Here is a 16,867-nt window from a genome sequence, read left to right on the forward strand (position 1 = left end):
CCGCTCGCCGGCAGCAGGCACGCATGAGGCCCGGATCCACAGGATCCGGGCCTCATGTCACTTCAGTAGCGGGGACAGGATTTGAACCTGCGACCTCTGGGTTATGAGCCCAGCGAGCTACCGAGCTGCTCCACCCCGCGTCGGTAGACACAACAGTACGCCACCCACGGCGCTCCCGTGACCAGTCCCTCGTTCAGCCGAAGAAATGGCCGACGAGGTCGGCAATCCGGTCGGGTTGTTCCTCGATCACGAGGTGCCCGGCGCCGTTGACGACCCCGAGTTCGACGCCGAGGGTTCGGCGCACGGCTGCCCGGAGCCGTTGCGGGGGCAGGAACACATCATGCTCGCCGGTCACGACGCGCCGGGGGACGGACCGGCTCGGCGCGTGGGCAAGCCCCGGGGCGCCGCTGGACCGGGCGTGGCGGGCGACGAGCGTCATCCAGTCCACCAGCGCGGGCCGGGGGGTGCCGCCGGCGCCGTACATGGTGTGGAGCAGCCAGGCGCTGTGCCGTGGCCTGGGAACCGCGAGCCAGGCGGCGGAAGCACACAGAACACCGGGTGTCAGCCGCAGTCCGGTGAGACCGCCGGGGGAGACGAGGATCTGCCCGTCGATGCGGGGAGAAGCGCTGGACAGCGCGATCGCCGCGCCGAAGGAGTGGCCCAGCACGATCACCGGCCCTGACGCGCAGGCCGTGATGACGTCGGACAACCATGCCCCGTACCAGTCGAGCCGGCCCTCCGCCAAGCCCCGCTCACCCGAACTCAACCCCGGCTGACCCGGTACGTCGACCAGGACGGTCCGGTACCGGGTGGCGAGGGCGGTGGCCAGAGGCAGGCAGGCCGCCGCGTTGAAGTTCGTCCCGGGTACGACCACCACCGTCGGTCCACGGCTGCCGGCGACGACGGCATGGGTCTCGGTGCCACCTGCCTGGAACACCCGGCATTCATGCGGTACTTGCCATGCCGCCAGCTCTTCGACACACCAGCGCCGAACGGCTTCCCGGCCCTCCGCGCTTCGATAGATCGACATCACGCGCCGAGTATCACACGGGCTGTCCGGGGCAGAGTGGTGTCTTCGCGCTCGCTTGACGGCCCGTGCATCCGCAGGATTCCGAGAGGATCTCCGTATGGGCAAGGCGCCTGCTCCCGCACCTCCTCCATGAGACGACAGAGGTGAGCAGCGGTCCCACCGAAAGTCTCGCCGTCTCTTCGCTTCCCGTGCACGAGCTTGCCCCGACTGTCCCGTAAAGATCTCGAAGTCGCCTCGGGCACATCGGGTTCCCGGAGCCTGGCAGTTGGGGCCGCTCGCCATCCCCGCCGGGATCACTCCCACCAGCTCTCGCCGGTGTCGGTTGGCTCCCGGCCGGCGCCGGGCAGCGCATCGACGAGTGATTCGACTTGCTGTGTAAATCTGGATAGTGCGTCTAATGTGGAGATGGCAGGGTGCCCTTCGGGCTGCGAGACCCAGCGACACGACAGCCCGTCGACGAGCAGAAGCCGGAGCCGCCCATGAACGCCGAACAGCCCCCAGCTACCACCCCCGACCTCTACCTCTACGACCGGTCCGGAAAGCGCTACTCCCTGGACGATCCTCGCTGGCGGGGCGAGGACGGCAGCCCCCTCGCCGTCAGTGCCCTGCCGGGCCTGCGTCCCGAGCAGATCGACACTGCCGAACGGTCCCTGTGGCGCTACCACGCGGCCCTGCCCGTCCCGGCCGGCCGACGGGTGAGCCTCGGCGAAGGGTGTACGCCGATGATTCCGGTCGACTGGGGCGGCCGACGCGTCCACTTCAAGCTGGAGTGGTTCAACCCGACCTCCAGCTTCAAGGACCGGGGTGTATCGGTGATGATGTCCCACCTTGTGGCGCACGGCGCCGACCGCGTACTCGAGGACAGTTCGGGCAACGGCGGTTCCGCGGTGGCCGCCTACGCCGCTGCCGCCGGCATCCGCGCCAAGATCATCGTTCCCGCTGCCACCTCAGAGGCCAAGATCCTCCAGGCCCGCGCCTACGGAGCCGAGATCGAGCTCGTGGGCGGCACCCGCGACGAGGTCGCCGACGAGGCGATCCGGCAGTCCGAGCAGATCCCCTACGCCAGTCACAACTGGCACCCCATGTTCATCCAGGGCACCAAGACCATCGCCTATGAGATGTGGGAGTCCCTCGGCTTCACCGCGCCCGACAACGTGGTCCTCGTGGCCGGAGCCGGCAGCAACATCATCGGGTGCGACCTGGCGTTCGGCGAACTGCTCGACGCCGGCCAGATCGACAGGCGCCCGCGCCTCTTCGTCGGGCAGCCCGAGCACTGGGCGACCATCGCCGACACGTTCAACGGTGTCGACCCGGCCGGCCGCGGCGAGCGGATGCCGACGATCGCCGAGGGCGCCTCCATCGCCCACCCGGTCCGGCTGCCCGAGGCGGTGGAGGCCGTACGCCGCTCCGACGGCGCCGCTTATGCCGTCCCCGAGGCGGAGATCCACGCAGCGGTCCGTGCACTGAGCGCGCGAGGCTTGTACGCCGAACCGACCAGCAGCGTCGCCGCGGCGACCCTCGATCACTTCATCGCGACCGGAGAGATCGCTCCGGACGAGACGACCGTGGTCGTGCTCACCGGTGCGGGGCTGAAGTCCACCGAGAAGATGGCTGCGGTGTTCGCCGAGCACGGTGACGGTGCTCAGGAAGCGAGCAGCGCTCGATGACACACCCCACAGGCCGACGAGATGACGAGCGCGCCGGCCAGTCCGCCGTACCGGAAGACGGGCGCCACCTGACGGATGACGAGCACCTCGTACGGGAGGCCGAGCGCATCGCTGTCGCCGTCGGGCGCATGTTCCCAGGTCTGTGCGAGGTGGTCCTGCACGATCTGCGCCGACCCGACAGCGCCATCCGCGTCATCGAGAACAACCTGTCCGGACGGCAGGTCGGCGACTCCGCCACCGAACTGGGCCTGCGTCGCATCGCGGACCCCGACTACCCCGGCGTCATCCAGAACTACAGCAACCGGTTCCCCGACGGACGCCCGGCCAAGAGCACCTCGATCGGCATCAAGAACGCCGAGGGACGTTACATCGCGGCCCTGTGCCTGAACCTGGACGTCAGCACGCTGTCCCCGCTGGCCCTGACCCTCGCCAACCTCGTGGCCACCGAAGTCGAACACCAAGGTGAGGCCCTGGAGACACTGCGCGATCGCACCGGACGCGAACTCCGCTCGGCCATCGACTCCTTCGCGGCGCAGCGCTCCAGCACACCGCGTGGCCTCAACCGTGACCAGAAGCGCGAGCTGGTGCGGCAGCTGCATCGCGAGGGCTTCTTCGAGACCCGGAGCTCCGCACAGATCATCGCCGACCAGCTCGGCGTCTCTCGGGCGACCGTCTACAACTACACGAAGTAGCCATACTGATGAACGCCCTCAGAACCGGCCGCGACATGCCTCAGGAAGAGCATCCACGGCCAACTCCCGGACCCACCGGACGACGGCCTCACCTTCGGCGGCAACATCATCGAGCCCGGCATCGACTCGCCACCACCCGCGCTCGCGCAGAACAACGGGCCGGCACGAGCTGATCAGGACACATGAGGGTTCGTGAGCAGCGTCAGCGCTCACGGATCCTTGACCACCACCAGCCGCCCTCCGTCCAATCGATCACCGGCCCAGGGTCCGGCAGAGTGCGACGCTCGAACTCGTCGTCGATGCGAGCAATCAACCGGCCGAGATCATGTCGGGCACCGTGAGGCAGGTGCAGCATGACCTCCTCCAGAACTTCGCGGGCATACTCCACCTCCGCCTTGAGGCCTGGAGCCACTGTCCGGATGGGGGCTCAGGCACAATCGAGCCGTGCCTACCCCTCCTGATCCCTCCGTGCTGTACCCCGATGTCGCAGCCTCCGGCAGCCTCGCCGCAGCGCTTCGGGCCGAGGCGGAGAGCTGCCTCGGCGCCGTACCCGTCACATCCTCGGATTCCGATCCGCTGCGCTACGCGGCCGTCGCCAGCACCCTGCCGCACCGTGAGCCGCTGCAGATCAACGCGTGGTCCCACGAACGGCGATGGTCGATTCGCGGCACGGAGCCGTTCCAGGGCCTGGCGCTCCTCGATGGCAGGACAGAGGACCTGACGGCGGTCGCCAGGGCTGCTCGGGCGTGGCACGACGGGGCAGCCCTGGATGACATTCGCCGGGCGGCCCCCTTCGTACACCTGACCGGCCGGTCCGAAGTGCCAGACCACCATCCCGCGCGTCTTACGGAATCCGAGTGGCAGAGCATGCGCCAGGAAGCGGCCGAACTGGAGTACGCCTGGAAGGAGCCGTACCAAGCCCTGATCGAGGCGGCATACGCCGAGCCGGCGCTGCGTGCCCTGTATCCGTTCACCAGCCACTGGGTACTGCGCTTCTCGGCCACCACCCGCCCGCACCTGACCGTCGTCGGACCATGCCTGACGGCGGGCAGCGACGGAACGTACGGCCTGGGCCGGGGCATCATCACTCCCGACCTCGGTCGGTTCGACACAGCGCACGAAGCCGTGGCACTGGCCGTACGCCACCTGCCATCCGGCCTCGGCCCGGTCACGCTCGCCCCGTCGACATGATTCCGCCGCGGAAAGACCGGGCGGCTTGTCCTGCGACCAGCCGCCGGTCGCTCCTGAGTCGGCGTCCGGAGTCCTGAGCCGGTGTGGCTGGAAGGGCTTGTCGAAGGGGGCTGTTCCAGTAGCCGTGCTTCGGCCGTGCCGGGCCGGGCCGTAAGAAATGGTTTGAGTACGGGCGGTGGCGCCGACAGGATCGGGCGGTACCGATGAGTTCTTCCCGGCGCTGCGGTCCACCGGTGTGGCCGGCTACCTGCGGAGGACACTCACATGACGGAAGGCGCCATGCTCGCACCACACGCAACACCCACCCTCTCGCCCGGCCGTGTCGCCGTCGTGCTGAGGATCCTCGTGCTGTCCACGTTCGTCGTCCTCCTCAACGAGACGATCATGGTCAACGCGATCCCGCGCCTCATGCGCGAGTTCGAGGTCACCGCGGCGGCCGCGGGGTGGCTGTCCACGGCCTTCATGCTCACCATGGCCGTGGTCATCCCGGTGACCGGGTGGTTCCTCCAGCGCGTGACGACCCGGACCGCCTTCGCCCTGGCCATGGCGCTGTTCATCGCCGGCACGGCCCTGGCCGCGGCGGCGCCCGCCTTCTCCGTGCTCCTGGTCGCCCGCGTCATCCAGGCCGGCGGCACCGCCGTCATGATGCCGCTGCTCATGACGACGCTGATGACACTCGTGCCCCCGCACGACCGCGGCCGTGTGATGGGCAACATCACCCTCGTCATCTCCGTCGCACCCGCCCTCGGCCCCGCCGTGTCCGGTGTGCTGCTCCAGCTGGGAACATGGCGCCTGCTGTTCCTGGCGGTACTGCCCATCGCCGGAGCCATGGCGGTGTTCGGTCAGCGCAGACTGGTCAACATCGGCGAGCCTCAGGCCGGCCCGATCGACTGGTTGTCCGTCCCCCTTGCGGCAGCGGGCTTCGGCGCCCTGGTCTACGGCCTGAGCGGTCTCGGGGCCGGGGGCGAAGCCCCGGCGGTCGTGCCTCCGGAGGTCACGACCCTGGTGGGTGCGGTGCTGGTCGGCCTGTTCGCATGGAGGCAGCTGGCACTGCAGCGTTCGTCCACACCGCTGTTGGACCTGCGGGCCCTGACCTACCGTCATTTCTCTGTGGCACTTGCCCTGATGTGCCTTTCCTTCATGGCACTCATGGGCGCGTTCATCCTGCTGCCAATCTACTTGCAGGAGGTGTGCGGCCTGAGCTCACTGCAGACCGGGCTGCTCCTCATCCCCGGCGGCCTGGCCATGGGCCTGCTGGGACCGCAGGTCGGAAAGCTCTACGACCGGCTCGGCGCACCACGGCTGGTCGTGCCCGGAGCCGCACTCACAGCGCTCTGTCTCGCACTGTTCGCTTTCATGGGCGAACAGACCTCGCCGTGGCTGGTGCTCGTCGTTCACGTGGCACTGAGCGCGGGCATGGCGTTCGTCTTCACGCCTGTCTTCACCTCGGGCCTGTCCGTACTTCCGCCGCCCCTCTACCCCCACGGCTCGGCGATCCTGGGCTCGCTGCAACAGGTCGCGGCCGCCGCCGGCACCGCCCTGGTCATCAGTGTCATGTCGGGACGCGCCGCCACCGCGGCGGCCGACGGCGCCGACGCCACGGACGCTCTGGCCACGGGCATCCGGTGGGGATTCGGTATCGGCGCCGTACTCGGGGGCCTGACGGTTCTGGTCGCGCTGCTGGTCCGCACTCCGCCCGTTCCGCAGCAGCCCATTGCGCCGGAGGTCCAGGACGAAGACGGCACCACGACGGACAAGACCGCCCCTACGCCCACCTAGTTGGCCTGGAGGTCTTGGGTCAGGTCGTCGTCGGCCCGACGGCCCTGGCGCACGCGCCGGGGCCGCGTCGGGGCTCCGCGGGTCTCTCGGAAAAGACCCATCTAGGATGACGACCAATTGTGGATGGCGCATGCGGTAGACGTCATGTGCGGTCGTGCCGGTGGTGCGGTCATTCGTCCGTGGGCCGTCCTTCGATGGTGCGTCCCACCGGATGCGTCCGGGTAGATGTCCTACGGGGGAGATTTTCGGTGTTCGGAATCATCAGGCCATGCCGCCATCGGCTGGGCGAGGGCTTGCGTACCGAGTGGATGGCGCACTTGTGCGGGCTGTGCCTGACGTTGCGCGGCGAGTACGGGCAGTTCGCGAGGGTGGCCACCAACTACGACGGCCTCATCGTCTCGGTGCTGACCGAAGCGCAGTCGGAGCGAACGGGCGACTGGCGGCGAGGGGCCGGTCCGTGCCCGCTGCGCGGGATGCGGTCGGCGGACGTGGCACAGGGCGAGGGTGCGCGGTTGGCCGCGACGGTGTCGCTGGTGCTCGCCGCCGCGAAGATACGTGACCATGTCGCCGACGGCGACGGGCTGTTGGGGCGCCGCCCGGTGGCGATGGCGGCACGCCGGATCGCCCATGGCTGGGATCGTGCGGGTGCGGCGGGCGGCGACCGGCTCGGCTTCGACACCTCGGTGCTTCTGGAGGCTGTCGAGCGTCAGCCGCAGATCGAGCGGTCGACCGGCCTGGGCGGCTCGCTGCTGACGGTCACGGAGCCCACGGAAACGGCGACCGCCGCGGCCTTCGCGTACACCGCCGTACTCACGAACCGCCCGGAGAACGCGGAACCGCTGGCGGAAGCCGGCCGTCTCTTCGGCCGACTGGCTCATCTGCTGGACGCCGTGGAGGACCTGGACGCGGACAAGGAGTCGGGTGCCTGGAACCCGATCGCCGTGACCGGCGCGGACCGTGCTGAGGTGCGCAGGCTCTGCGACGACGCCGTTCACGGGATCCGGCTTTCCCTGTCCGACGCCGTGTTCGTCGACGGGCGTCTGGTACAGGCCCTTCTGGGCGGCGAGTTGGAGCGCGCAGTCGATCGGGTCTTCGACCCTCGGCATCGCCACCATCGGCACGGCAATCAGGCGCGTGGCCTGCGCATACTGCCTTGGCTGGGGCGCCGTACGGCGACGGAGGAGCCCTTGCAGACCGGCACCGACACAGGCGCGGCTTGCGGAGTCGGAGCGCTTGCGGGTGCGGCCCCGGAGGGTGCGCCGACGGCCTCGGGCCGACCGCCGGAGGGGGAGTGCCGGCGGTGTCGCGAGCAGCGCCGACTGTGTCCCGATTGCAGGCTCTGCTACAACTGCTGCCGCTGCGACGACGACGCGGATTCGGGTGACGGAGAGCCTTGGCAGTTCGGCGACGGCAACCGTCAGGGCGGCTCAGGCCAGGGCGGCTCAAGCCGGGACGGTTCCGGCAGGGATGGTTCCGGAGGCGACGGCTGGTTCGGCGGGCATGGCGGCGGTAACTCGGGAGGCTCCTCCGGCGGTTCCGGCGGAGGCCACACGCCCGGTGGCTCCGGTGGTTCAGGCGGGGGCTCGGGTGACGGCTGCGGCGGAGGCTGCTGCAACCCCTGCAAGTGCTGCTGCGACTGCTGCGACTGAACGGCCGATGCGCCAGGCGGGGCTTCGCCTTCGGCCACGCGTTCCGGGCGTTCACCGGGCTCATGCCGACTCGGTACGTCGAAGTCCGGCGGTGGTCTTTGCGCGAACATTCCGGCCACACGCCGGGCGGCCGGCCGCTTGATGTCTTACCCGAGCGACGGCTCACGACACGCTAATTTGGGGCACTCCAGAGCAGAGGAGTGCCCCGTGGGCGTGGTCATGTACGGCTCGGTGTCGGTGGACGGCTTCGTCGCGGACGAGAATGACCAGCCCGGACCGCTGTTCGACTGGTTGTCCAGCGGTGATGTCCCGTTGGACGAGAGCGGCGAGCTGAAGGTGTCGCAGACGTCCTACGACTACACCCGCCCGTACTGGGACCAGATCGGAGTCACGATCGTCGGCCGCCACGTCTTCGACCTGACGGACGGCTGGGACGGGAAGCCGCCGAGCGGGATCGACCACGTGGTCGTCGTGACGCACAGGCCGGCGCCCGAGGGCTGGGACCCGAAGGCGCCGTTTCACTTCGTCGACGGCGTCGAGGCAGCCACGGCCAAGGCGCAGGAGCTTGCGGGTGACCGCCTGGTCGAGGTCGCCGCCGGCGACGTCGGTGGCCAGGTGCTTGCCGCGGGCCTGATCGACGAGGTGCGCATGGACGTCGTACCCGTCGTGTTCGGGTCCGGCAAGCGCTTCTTCGGGTCGGTCCACGCGCAGCACCTGTTGGAGGATCCTGACGTGGTGATTCAGGGCAACCGCGTGCTTCACCTGCGCTATCGAGTGCGCCGCTGACCGATCATCCGCACCGGTCCGCTCTCGGTGCCGACCGGATGGTCAGGCGGCAGGCAGGATCGCACCTCGGGGTGGTCCGCGTGCAGATGGTCGAACGGTGTCTGCTGGGCGTCGCGCAGGTGCTCGTCGAAGAAGGCGCGCAGGTAGGTGCGGGTGATCGTCATGGTGCGCAGACCCGAGGTGGCCGCGCCGAGCGGCATGCCGAACTGGTCGGCCAGCAGGCCGAGATCGGTGAAGGACGGGTGCTTGGCACCCGCCACCACCAGCCAGCGCTTCCAGCCGGTCAGTAGTGGCCAGTCCCGAGCCCAGGTGTCCGCGGCAGGCCCGTCGCCGGGGGAGTACTGGCCGTCCCGGCCGAGGAACAGGAACGGGCGGTCCAGGCCTGTGTGCGGGATCAGACCGTCGGTACTGCCGTCCACGTTGCTCCCCGCGCGGATGCGCTCGTCTGCAAGCATCGCCGCGATGGTGGCCGCGCCGCCCGCGGAGTGTCCGGCCATGCCGATCCGGTCCGGGGCCAGCACGGGTGCGCCTGCCCACGGCGGGTTGTCGCCGAGCAGCTGGTCCAGCACGAAGGAGACGTCCCGGGCGCGGCCGGTCTTCACCTTGCGCCAGAACTCGGCGTTGCGCTCGAACCCGCGGCCGAGGGCGAAGGTGGCCACCCGGCCGTCAGGAAAGGTGGTGGCCGCGGTCTCGTAGGTGTGGTCGATCGCGACGGCGACGTAACCGTGGCTGGCCAGGTCCTCGCCGATCGAGGTGAGCGTGGCGCGGGGCCGGGTGAAGCCGGGCGAGAGAACGATCAGGGGCAGTTGCCGCAGCCCGGGGCCGAGAGGGGCGTCCGGGAAGGAGTGGGTGCGCACCGAACTCAGCGCGTCGGGCGCGATGGCCGCCTGCTGGCCGGCCAGGCTTTCCGCCGACTCGGTCGGCGTCAGGTAGCGGGCGCGCGGTCCGGACGAGCGTGCGGCCGGGTACCAGATCGACATCATCAGCTCGCGCGTCGGCATGTCCGCGATCCACGGGTCCGGGCGGGAGACATCTTCGAGGTACACCGATGTGGTGCCGACCGGATGAGACCCGGTCGGCGTCGGCAGGGTGGGGATGACCATGGTGTGCATGGTCGTCGGCCGCGCCCGGCTGCGCCATCGGGGAGATCCCCGATGTGTGAGTCCGGAGTGCTGGGGGAGTGCGCGCACAGCGGGGCGGAATCCGTCCGCAGCGCGGGTCTCCGACTCCCGACTGCCGCGGGAGCCGGAGACCCAGGAGGGGAGGCCCGGCCCCCGCGCGACCAGGAGGGCCTGGCCGCCGGGAGCGTCGGTCTGGTGAGGGCGGACCCGAAGGGGCCTCAGCCCTGTCGGGGCCGGGAGCTCAGCCCACGGTCCATTTCTGTGCCGCGGTGCCGTTGCAGGTCCAGATCTGCAGCCGGGTGCCGTTCGCCGAGTTGCTGTTCGGGATGTCCAGGCACTTGTCCGCCGCGACGTTCACGATGTCGCGGGCCGCCTCCACGCGCCATTTCTGGGCGCCGGTGCCGTTGCAGTCGTACAGCTGGAGCTTGGCGCCGTCCGTCGTGGATCCGGCGGTGACGTCCAGGCACTTGCCGAGGGCACGGATCGATCCGTCGGCGTTCACGGTCCATTGCTGGGCCGCGCTGCCGTTGCAGTCGTAGAGCTGGACCGGGGTGCCGTTCGCGGGGTTCGCCCCGGCCACGTCGACGCACTTGCCGCCGAGGCCCGTGATCGGGCCGCCGGTGCCGGTCGGTGGGGTCGGCTGGTCGTTCGTGACTCGTACGTAGTCGACGGTCAGGCTGTTCGGCATCGGGGTGCTGCCGTCCGGGTCGCCCGGCCAGTAGCCGCCGACGGCCAGGTTGAGGATGAGGAAGAACGGGTGGTCGAACACCCACTGCCGACCGCCGAGATCTGCCGGGGTGCGCGTCTGGTACGTGACGCCGTCGACCTTCCAGACCATCTTGTTCGGCGCCCATTCGACACGGAAGGTGTGGAAGCCGTCCGCGAACGGTGCGCCGATCGAGTGGCCGGCCCCGATGCCGCCCGAGCCCGAGTAGCCGGGACCGTGGAGGGTGCCGTGCACGGTGTTCGGCTCGAAGCCGACGTTCTCCATCACGTCGATCTCGCCGCTCTGCGGCCAGCCGACGCTGCCGATGTCGTTGCCGAGCATCCAGAACGCCGGCCACATGCCCTGGCCGCGCGACATCTTCAGCCGGGCCTCGAAGGTGCCGTATGTCTGGGTGAACTTGCCGGACGTGTTGAGCCGGGCCGAGGTGTACTCGCAACGGCCGTACCAACAGTTGTAGTTGCCCGGGTTCTCGCGTCGCGCGGTGATGACCAGGTTGCCCTGGCCGTCGTGCACGGCGTTGCGGGTCGAGTTCGTGTAGTACTGCCGCTCGTGGTTGTTCACGTTGTCGCCGGTCTCCAGGTTCCACTTGGAGCCGTCGACCGGTGTGCCTGCCGGGGCGTTGAACTCGTCACTGAACGTGGTGGCCTGGACGCCGACTTCGGCCCCGGCTGTTGAGGCCGAAGTCGTCGCCGCGCTCGCGGACAGCTGGGCGGCGGGGCTCACCAGAGCCGCCACCGTGGCGCATCCGAGGCCGATGGCCAGGAGAAGTCTTGATCGTCGAGAAGGTAGTGCGGACATCGATGTCACCGCCGACGGTCGAGTGTGTCGTGGACGGCAACGAAGAGTGCCATTGTCTGGACCAAGCCGACAAGACCTTGAGTCGAATCCGCTTCCAACCGGTTTTCTTCGTTCGGGAGTTGTATGCGGGAGGGGTTGACGGGCACGAGGCACCTCCATAGCTTCACACCTTAAAGAAAGAGCGAAGGTCTAGACCCTCACCGAAAGGTCTGTCAGGTGCACTACAGAAACAGCTCCTGGTTCGGCCCCCGTCGCGGGCGGCGCCCCCGCCGACTCGCCGCTCTCGTGACCGGTGCCCTGCTCGCGAGCGGCCTGGTCATGACCGGTCCCGGCGTCGCCGAGGCCGCCGGCGAGCGCGTCGACGTCTGGCTGACCACCACCTCGGATGCCGGCGGCCGTACCGTCACGCGAGGTCTCGCCCCGCAGACGCCGACCGCCTTCGGCCCCGCCGGCGGCAGTGCGAACCGCACCATCACCGTCGACGAGAACACCACCTACCAGCAGTTCGAGGGCGGCGGCGCGTCGATCACCGACACCACCGCTCACCTCCTGCGCGGCGGCGCGATCAGCACCGCCACCCGCGACGAGGTCATGCGCAGGCTGTTCTCGCCGACCGACGGCATCGGCCTCTCCTTCGTCCGCAATCCGATCGGCGCGTCCGACCTCTCCCGGCCCGGCAACGTCTCCCTCGACGACACCTGCTGCGACCTGAACGACTTCGGGACCAACGGCTACGACACCGACGTGCGGCTCCTCACCGTCCAGGCCAAACAGCTCAACCCGGCGATGCGTCTCAAGGGCGTGCCCTGGAGCGCCCCCGGCTGGATGAAGGACAACGGCCGGATGGACCAGATGGGCTGGCTGAAGTGGGAGTACTACCCGCTCTACGCCCAGTACCTGGTCAAGTACATCCAGAGCTACCAGGCGGCCGGCGTCAAGGTCGACTACCTCTCCGTGCAGAACGAGCCGAACTGCTGCCAGGCGGGCAACCCCACCGCCATGAACTACCCCGGTATGAGCTGGAACCCGTCCGGCCTCGCCGAGTTCACCAAGAACCACGTCTACCCGGCCTTCCGGGCCGCCGGGATCACCACCAAGGTACTGGTGCACGACTGGAACTACGGTGACTACGCGAACTTCGGCTCCGGCGTCCTGAACGACGCGGGCGTGCGCAACGACCCGCTCTTCGGCGGCATCGCCTGGCACGGCTACGCCGGTGACCCCGCCGTCGGCAGCCAGGTCCACGACCAGTACCCGACGGTCAAGCAGTTCAGCACCGAGCACTCCGGCGGCACCTGGGTCGGCAACCAGCACAACGAGGACCTGAAGGACATCGTCGACTACGCCCGCAACTGGAGCAGCAGTCTGACGAAGTGGAGCCTGGCGCTCAACCAGGCCATGGGCCCGCACAACGGAGGATGCGGCACCTGTACGGGGCTGATCACGGTCCAGGAGGGCGGCCCGCGCGCCGGGCAGGTCGACTACACGGTCGAGTACTACACGACCGGCCATCTCACCAAGTTCGTGCGCCCCGGCGCGTACCGCATCGCCTCCACGGCCGACTCCACCGTGCAGAACGTCGCCTGGCGCAATCCCGACGGCTCCAAGGCGCTCATCGCCCACAACGGCGGCGCCTCCGCGCAGTCCGTCCGGGTCGACTGGGGCGGCCAGTCCTTCACGTACACCCTGCCGGCCCGCACCACCGCCACCTTCACCTGGTCCGGTACGACCACGAACGCACCGGCCGGACCGCTGACCGGTCTCGCCGGGAAGTGTCTGGACGTGGCCGGCGCGGCCACCGTCGACGGCACCCCGGTGCAGCTCTACACCTGCAACGGCACCACGGCCCAGCGGTGGACCCTCGCCGCCGACGGCACCGTCCGGGCGCTCGGCAAGTGCCTGGACGTCACCGGGGGCGGGACCGCCGACGGCACCAAGCTCCAGCTCCACACCTGCAACGGGACGGGCGCACAACGCTGGTCGTACAACGCCGTGACACACGACGTCGTCAACACGGCGGCCGACAAGTGCCTCGACGTCACCGGCAACACCTCGTCGGACGGGACCCGCACCCAGATCTGGTCCTGCACGGGCGCCGCCAACCAGAAGTGGACCCACCAGCCCTCCTGACGAACCAGCAGCCACCACCCGTACCCCCTCTCTCTCTCCAGGAGACCCCCGCATGCCACATCCGCACCCCCTGCGTCGCAGGAGGGCCGGCGGCGCCCCGCCGCTCGCCGTCACCGCCGTGACCGCCGTCCTGGCCGGGCTGCTCGCCGGAGCCGTACCGAGCGCCACCGCGTCCGCCCCCGGGGCCGACCCGGCGCCCCGGGCCGTCGACCGCTTCGAGGGCGAGATTCCCTTCGCCGGACCGCCCGCCGAGGGCCTGTTCACCTGGGGCAGCGACACCGACGACCACCCGGAGCTCACCCTCGCCGAGCGCGCCGACGCCCCCGAGGGCGCCAAGGTCCTCGAAGGCCGCTACGACATCAGCGGCTGGGGCGGCTTCACCCACGACTTCGCCTTCGACCAGCCGGCGCACGACTGGACCGCGTACAAGGGCATCCGCTTCTGGTGGTACGGCCAGAACACCGCCCCGCTGCCGCCCGGCTCCGGCAAGCGGATCAACTTCGAGCTCAAGGACGGTGGCGCCAACGGCGAGGCGTCCGAGCTCTGGACCACCTCCTTCACCGACGACTGGGAGGGCTGGCACCTCGTCGAGATCCCCTTCTCGGAGTTCCACTACCGAGCCGACTACCAGCCGGTCGGAGGCATCGACCAGGTCCTCGGCCTCGACAGGATGTGGGGGTACGCGCTCACGCTCCCCACCGGCACGCCGGGCGGCCGCTTCGCCGTCGACGCGATCGAGCTCTACGGCAAGGCCGAACCGGCCCTGAACACCAAGGTCGTCACCGGCGCGGCGGTGCACCCGGTCGACGAGGGCGGCACCGCCCGGATCGACGTCTCGGTCGCCACCACCGGCTCCCAGCCGACCGGCGAGCCGGTCACCGTCGCGTACACCACGGACGACGGCGGGCCCGCGCAGCCCGGCACCGATTACACCCCGGTCAGCGGCACCCTCGTCTTCCCCGCCGGGACGCCCTCCGGGACGACCCGCTCGATCACCGTGACCACCCTGAAGGACGAGACCGGCGAAGCGGCCGAGACGATCCCGGTGCGACTGACGGTCGACGGCGCGAAGGCGCCGGCGGAAACCCCCGTCGTCGCGGTGAACGCGCACGGACTGCCCTACCTGGACCGGCGGCTTCCGGTGAAGAGGCGGGTCGCGGACCTGCTCTCCCGGATGACGCTCCAGGAGAAGGCCGGCCAGATGACGCAGGCCGAACGCAACGCCCTGCGCTCGCCCGGCGACATCGCGGGCTACGGCCTCGGCTCGCTGCTCTCCGGCGGCGGCTCGGTCCCGACCCCCAACACGCCCGAGGCGTGGGCCCGGATGGTCGACGCGTACCAGCTGCGCGCCCAGGCCACCCGCTGGCAGATCCCGCTCATCTACGGCGTGGACGCCGTACACGGGCACAACAACGTCATCGGTTCGACGATCATGCCGCACAACATCGGCATCGGCGCCGGACGTGACGCCGCCCTCGCCGCCCGCACCGGCGCCGTAACGGCGAAGGAGGTCCGGGCCACCGGCGTGCCCTGGGACTTCGCCCCCTGTGTGTGCGTGACCCGGGACGAGCGCTGGGGCCGCTCCTACGAGGCCTTCGGCGAGGACCCTGCGCTCGTCTCCGCCATGGAGACCGTCATCGACGGGATGCAGGGCGCGCGGGACGGCCGCGATCTCGACCGGAACGACAAGGTGCTGACCACCGCCAAGCACTTCGTCGGCGACGGCGGGACGTCCTTCGGCTCGTCGACCACCGGCTCGTACACGATCGACCAGGGCGTCACCCGGGTCACCCGCGAGGAACTGGAGGCAGTGCACCTCGCGCCCTTCGCCGAGGCCGTGAAGCACGGCGTGGGCACCGTCATGCCCTCGTACTCCTCGCTCGACGTCCTCGGCGACGACCAGGGCCCCGTGAAGATGCACGGCAACGCCGAGATGATCAACGGAGTGCTCAAGGACCGGATGGGCTTCGAAGGCTTCGTCATCAGCGACTGGCAGGCCATCGACCAGATCCCCGGCGACTACCCGAGCGACGTGCGGACCTCGGTCAACGCCGGCCTGGACATGATCATGGTGCCGACGAACTACCAGGAGTTCACCAGGACCCTGGTCGCCGAGACGGAGGCGGGCCGCATCGCCACCGCTCGGATCGACGACGCCGTCGCCCGGATCCTCACCCAGAAGTTCCGACTGGGCCTGTTCGAGAAGCCGTACGCGGACACCACCCATCTGGCCGCCGTCGGGTCTGCGGAGCACCGCGCGGTGGCGCGCGAGGCGGCCGCCGCCTCGCAGGTGCTCCTGAAGAACGCGGGCGGCGTGCTGCCGCTCAAGCCGACCCAGAACGTGTACGTGGCCGGCTCGAACGCGGACGACCTCGGCAATCAGGCCGGTGGCTGGACCGTCAGCTGGCAGGGCGCCTCCGGCCGGACGACGACCGGCACCACCATCCTGGAGGCCATGCGGAAGTCCGCCGATCCCGGGGCCACGCTCACCCACTCCAAGGACGCCTCCGCGCCCACCGCGGGCCACGACGTCGGAGTGGTCGTGGTCGGCGAGACGCCGTACGCCGAGGGCATGGGCGACGTCGGCAACGGCCACGACCTGGAACTGAGCCCGGCGGACAAGGCCGCCGTCGACCGGGTCTGCGCCGCGATGCCCTGCGCGGTCCTCGTCGTCTCCGGCCGCCCGCAGCTCATCGGGGACCGGCTGCCGGCGATCGACGCCCTGGTCGCGTCCTGGCTGCCGGGCACGGAGGGCGACGGCGTGGCCGACGTCCTCTACGGCCGCAAGCCCTTCACCGGTCAACTGCCGGTGAGCTGGCCGAAGTCGGAGAGCCAGCTGCCCCTGAACGTGGGCGACACGCGCTACGACCCCCAGTTCCCGTACGGCTGGGGCCTGACCACGCTCCGCGGCACCCCGCAGGGCGGCGAGCCGGCCCTGCGCGCGATCGGCCTGGCCGCCCGCGCCCTCCAGAAGGCCGGGCACGGGAAGTCCGCCGCGGCCGGCCGACTCGTGGGCCGAGCCCGGCTGATCGTCCAGGACCGCATCGGCCAGAACATCACCGAGCGGTCGGCGAAGCCCTTCGCCGACGCCGACCATCTGCTGCTCGTCGGCGACCCCGCCGGCGCGGTCGGCAAGCTGACCGAGGCATTCCGCGCGGCGCGCTGATCGTCCCGGAAGACTGATGCGGCCCGTGGCCCCGCCGAGGCGGAGTCACGGGCCGCTTCCGTCCTCGGCGGCGGTACGTCGGGTTCCTTCCGGTCCTCGTCCCGACGAAAAACCCTGCCACCAGCGCTACG

General features: G+C 70.0%; 11 protein-coding genes and 1 tRNA gene. 8 read left to right on the forward strand and 4 right to left on the reverse strand.

The features are described from left to right. Window positions 1-66 precede the first annotated feature (66 nt). Window positions 67-140 (reverse strand) — tRNA-Met (locus SGA01_RS12910). A 53-nt stretch (window positions 141-193) separates the two neighbouring features. After that, entirely contained in the window at window positions 194-937 is a 744-nt protein-coding gene (locus SGA01_RS12915; protein WP_229918439.1) for an alpha/beta fold hydrolase, read from the reverse strand. Window positions 938-1,509: 572 nt separating this feature from the next. Between SGA01_RS12915 and SGA01_RS12920 the strand changes: the two genes are divergently transcribed. The 6 genes from SGA01_RS12920 (at window position 1,510) to SGA01_RS12955 (ending at window position 8,794) form a co-directional block, all read left to right on the forward strand. After that, window positions 1,510-2,697 carry a pyridoxal-phosphate dependent enzyme gene (locus SGA01_RS12920; protein WP_141296674.1) on the forward strand — a complete coding sequence of 396 codons (1,188 nt, stop codon included), beginning with the start codon at window positions 1,510-1,512 and terminating at the stop codon, window positions 2,695-2,697. Further along, on the forward strand, window positions 2,694-3,389 hold the full coding sequence (locus tag SGA01_RS12925) for a helix-turn-helix transcriptional regulator (RefSeq protein WP_229918438.1): 696 nt from the start codon (window positions 2,694-2,696) through the stop codon (window positions 3,387-3,389). The genes SGA01_RS12920 and SGA01_RS12925 overlap by 4 nt, the downstream gene beginning before the upstream one ends. Before the next feature lie 468 nt (window positions 3,390-3,857). Further along, entirely contained in the window at window positions 3,858-4,580 is a 723-nt protein-coding gene (locus SGA01_RS12935; RefSeq protein WP_229918437.1) for a DUF6193 family natural product biosynthesis protein, read from the forward strand. Between the two features lie 264 nt (window positions 4,581-4,844). Next, window positions 4,845-6,359 (forward strand): DHA2 family efflux MFS transporter permease subunit, encoded by a 1,515-nt coding sequence (locus tag SGA01_RS12940; RefSeq protein ID WP_229918436.1) that lies wholly within the window; start codon window positions 4,845-4,847, stop codon window positions 6,357-6,359. 248 nt (window positions 6,360-6,607) lie between these two features. Continuing rightward, window positions 6,608-8,008 carry a DUF5685 family protein gene (locus SGA01_RS12945; protein WP_141296676.1) on the forward strand — a complete coding sequence of 467 codons (1,401 nt, stop codon included), beginning with the start codon at window positions 6,608-6,610 and terminating at the stop codon, window positions 8,006-8,008. A gap of 219 nt (window positions 8,009-8,227) precedes the next feature. Next, window positions 8,228-8,794, forward strand: coding sequence for a dihydrofolate reductase family protein (locus SGA01_RS12955; protein ID WP_371866029.1), 567 nt, complete (start codon window positions 8,228-8,230; stop codon window positions 8,792-8,794). Here the strand turns inward: SGA01_RS12955 and SGA01_RS12960 are convergent. Then, complete coding sequence (locus tag SGA01_RS12960; protein WP_167534074.1) at window positions 8,776-9,897, reverse strand: alpha/beta hydrolase family protein; 1,122 nt, start codon at window positions 9,895-9,897, stop codon at window positions 8,776-8,778. The two genes, SGA01_RS12955 and SGA01_RS12960, sit on opposite strands and share 19 nt — an antisense overlap. 259 nt (window positions 9,898-10,156) lie before the next feature. Further along, window positions 10,157-11,440 carry a glycoside hydrolase family 16 protein gene (locus SGA01_RS12965; protein ID WP_141296680.1) on the reverse strand — a complete coding sequence of 428 codons (1,284 nt, stop codon included), beginning with the start codon at window positions 11,438-11,440 and terminating at the stop codon, window positions 10,157-10,159. A 216-nt stretch (window positions 11,441-11,656) separates the two neighbouring features. Here SGA01_RS12965 and SGA01_RS12970 point away from each other — a divergent pair, with 216 nt between their 5' ends. After that, window positions 11,657-13,570, forward strand: coding sequence for a ricin-type beta-trefoil lectin domain protein (locus SGA01_RS12970; RefSeq protein ID WP_371866025.1), 1,914 nt, complete (start codon window positions 11,657-11,659; stop codon window positions 13,568-13,570). Window positions 13,571-13,622: 52 nt separating this feature from the next. Continuing rightward, complete coding sequence (locus tag SGA01_RS12975; protein WP_141296681.1) at window positions 13,623-16,736, forward strand: glycoside hydrolase family 3 protein; 3,114 nt, start codon at window positions 13,623-13,625, stop codon at window positions 16,734-16,736. Window positions 16,737-16,867: the final 131 nt, after the last annotated feature.

It is taken from the genome of Streptomyces gardneri, assembly GCF_006539185.1.
Taxonomy (GTDB): Bacteria; Actinomycetota; Actinomycetes; order Streptomycetales; family Streptomycetaceae; genus Streptomyces; species Streptomyces gardneri.

Excerpts from the sequence above, each read along its gene's own strand:
- SGA01_RS12965 (WP_141296680.1), bottom strand. The coding sequence starts at position 11,440 with ATGTCCGCACTACCTTCTCGACGATCAAGACTTCTCCTGGCCATCGGC.
- SGA01_RS12975 (WP_141296681.1), top strand. The coding sequence starts at position 13,623 with ATGCCACATCCGCACCCCCTGCGTCGCAGGAGGGCCGGCGGCGCCCCG.
- SGA01_RS12955 (WP_371866029.1), top strand. The coding sequence starts at position 8,228 with ATGTACGGCTCGGTGTCGGTGGACGGCTTCGTCGCGGACGAGAATGAC.
- SGA01_RS12940 (WP_229918436.1), top strand. The coding sequence starts at position 4,845 with ATGACGGAAGGCGCCATGCTCGCACCACACGCAACACCCACCCTCTCG.
- SGA01_RS12920 (WP_141296674.1), top strand. The coding sequence starts at position 1,510 with ATGAACGCCGAACAGCCCCCAGCTACCACCCCCGACCTCTACCTCTAC.
- SGA01_RS12960 (WP_167534074.1), bottom strand. The coding sequence starts at position 9,897 with ATGGTCATCCCCACCCTGCCGACGCCGACCGGGTCTCATCCGGTCGGC.
- SGA01_RS12925 (WP_229918438.1), top strand. The coding sequence starts at position 2,694 with ATGACACACCCCACAGGCCGACGAGATGACGAGCGCGCCGGCCAGTCC.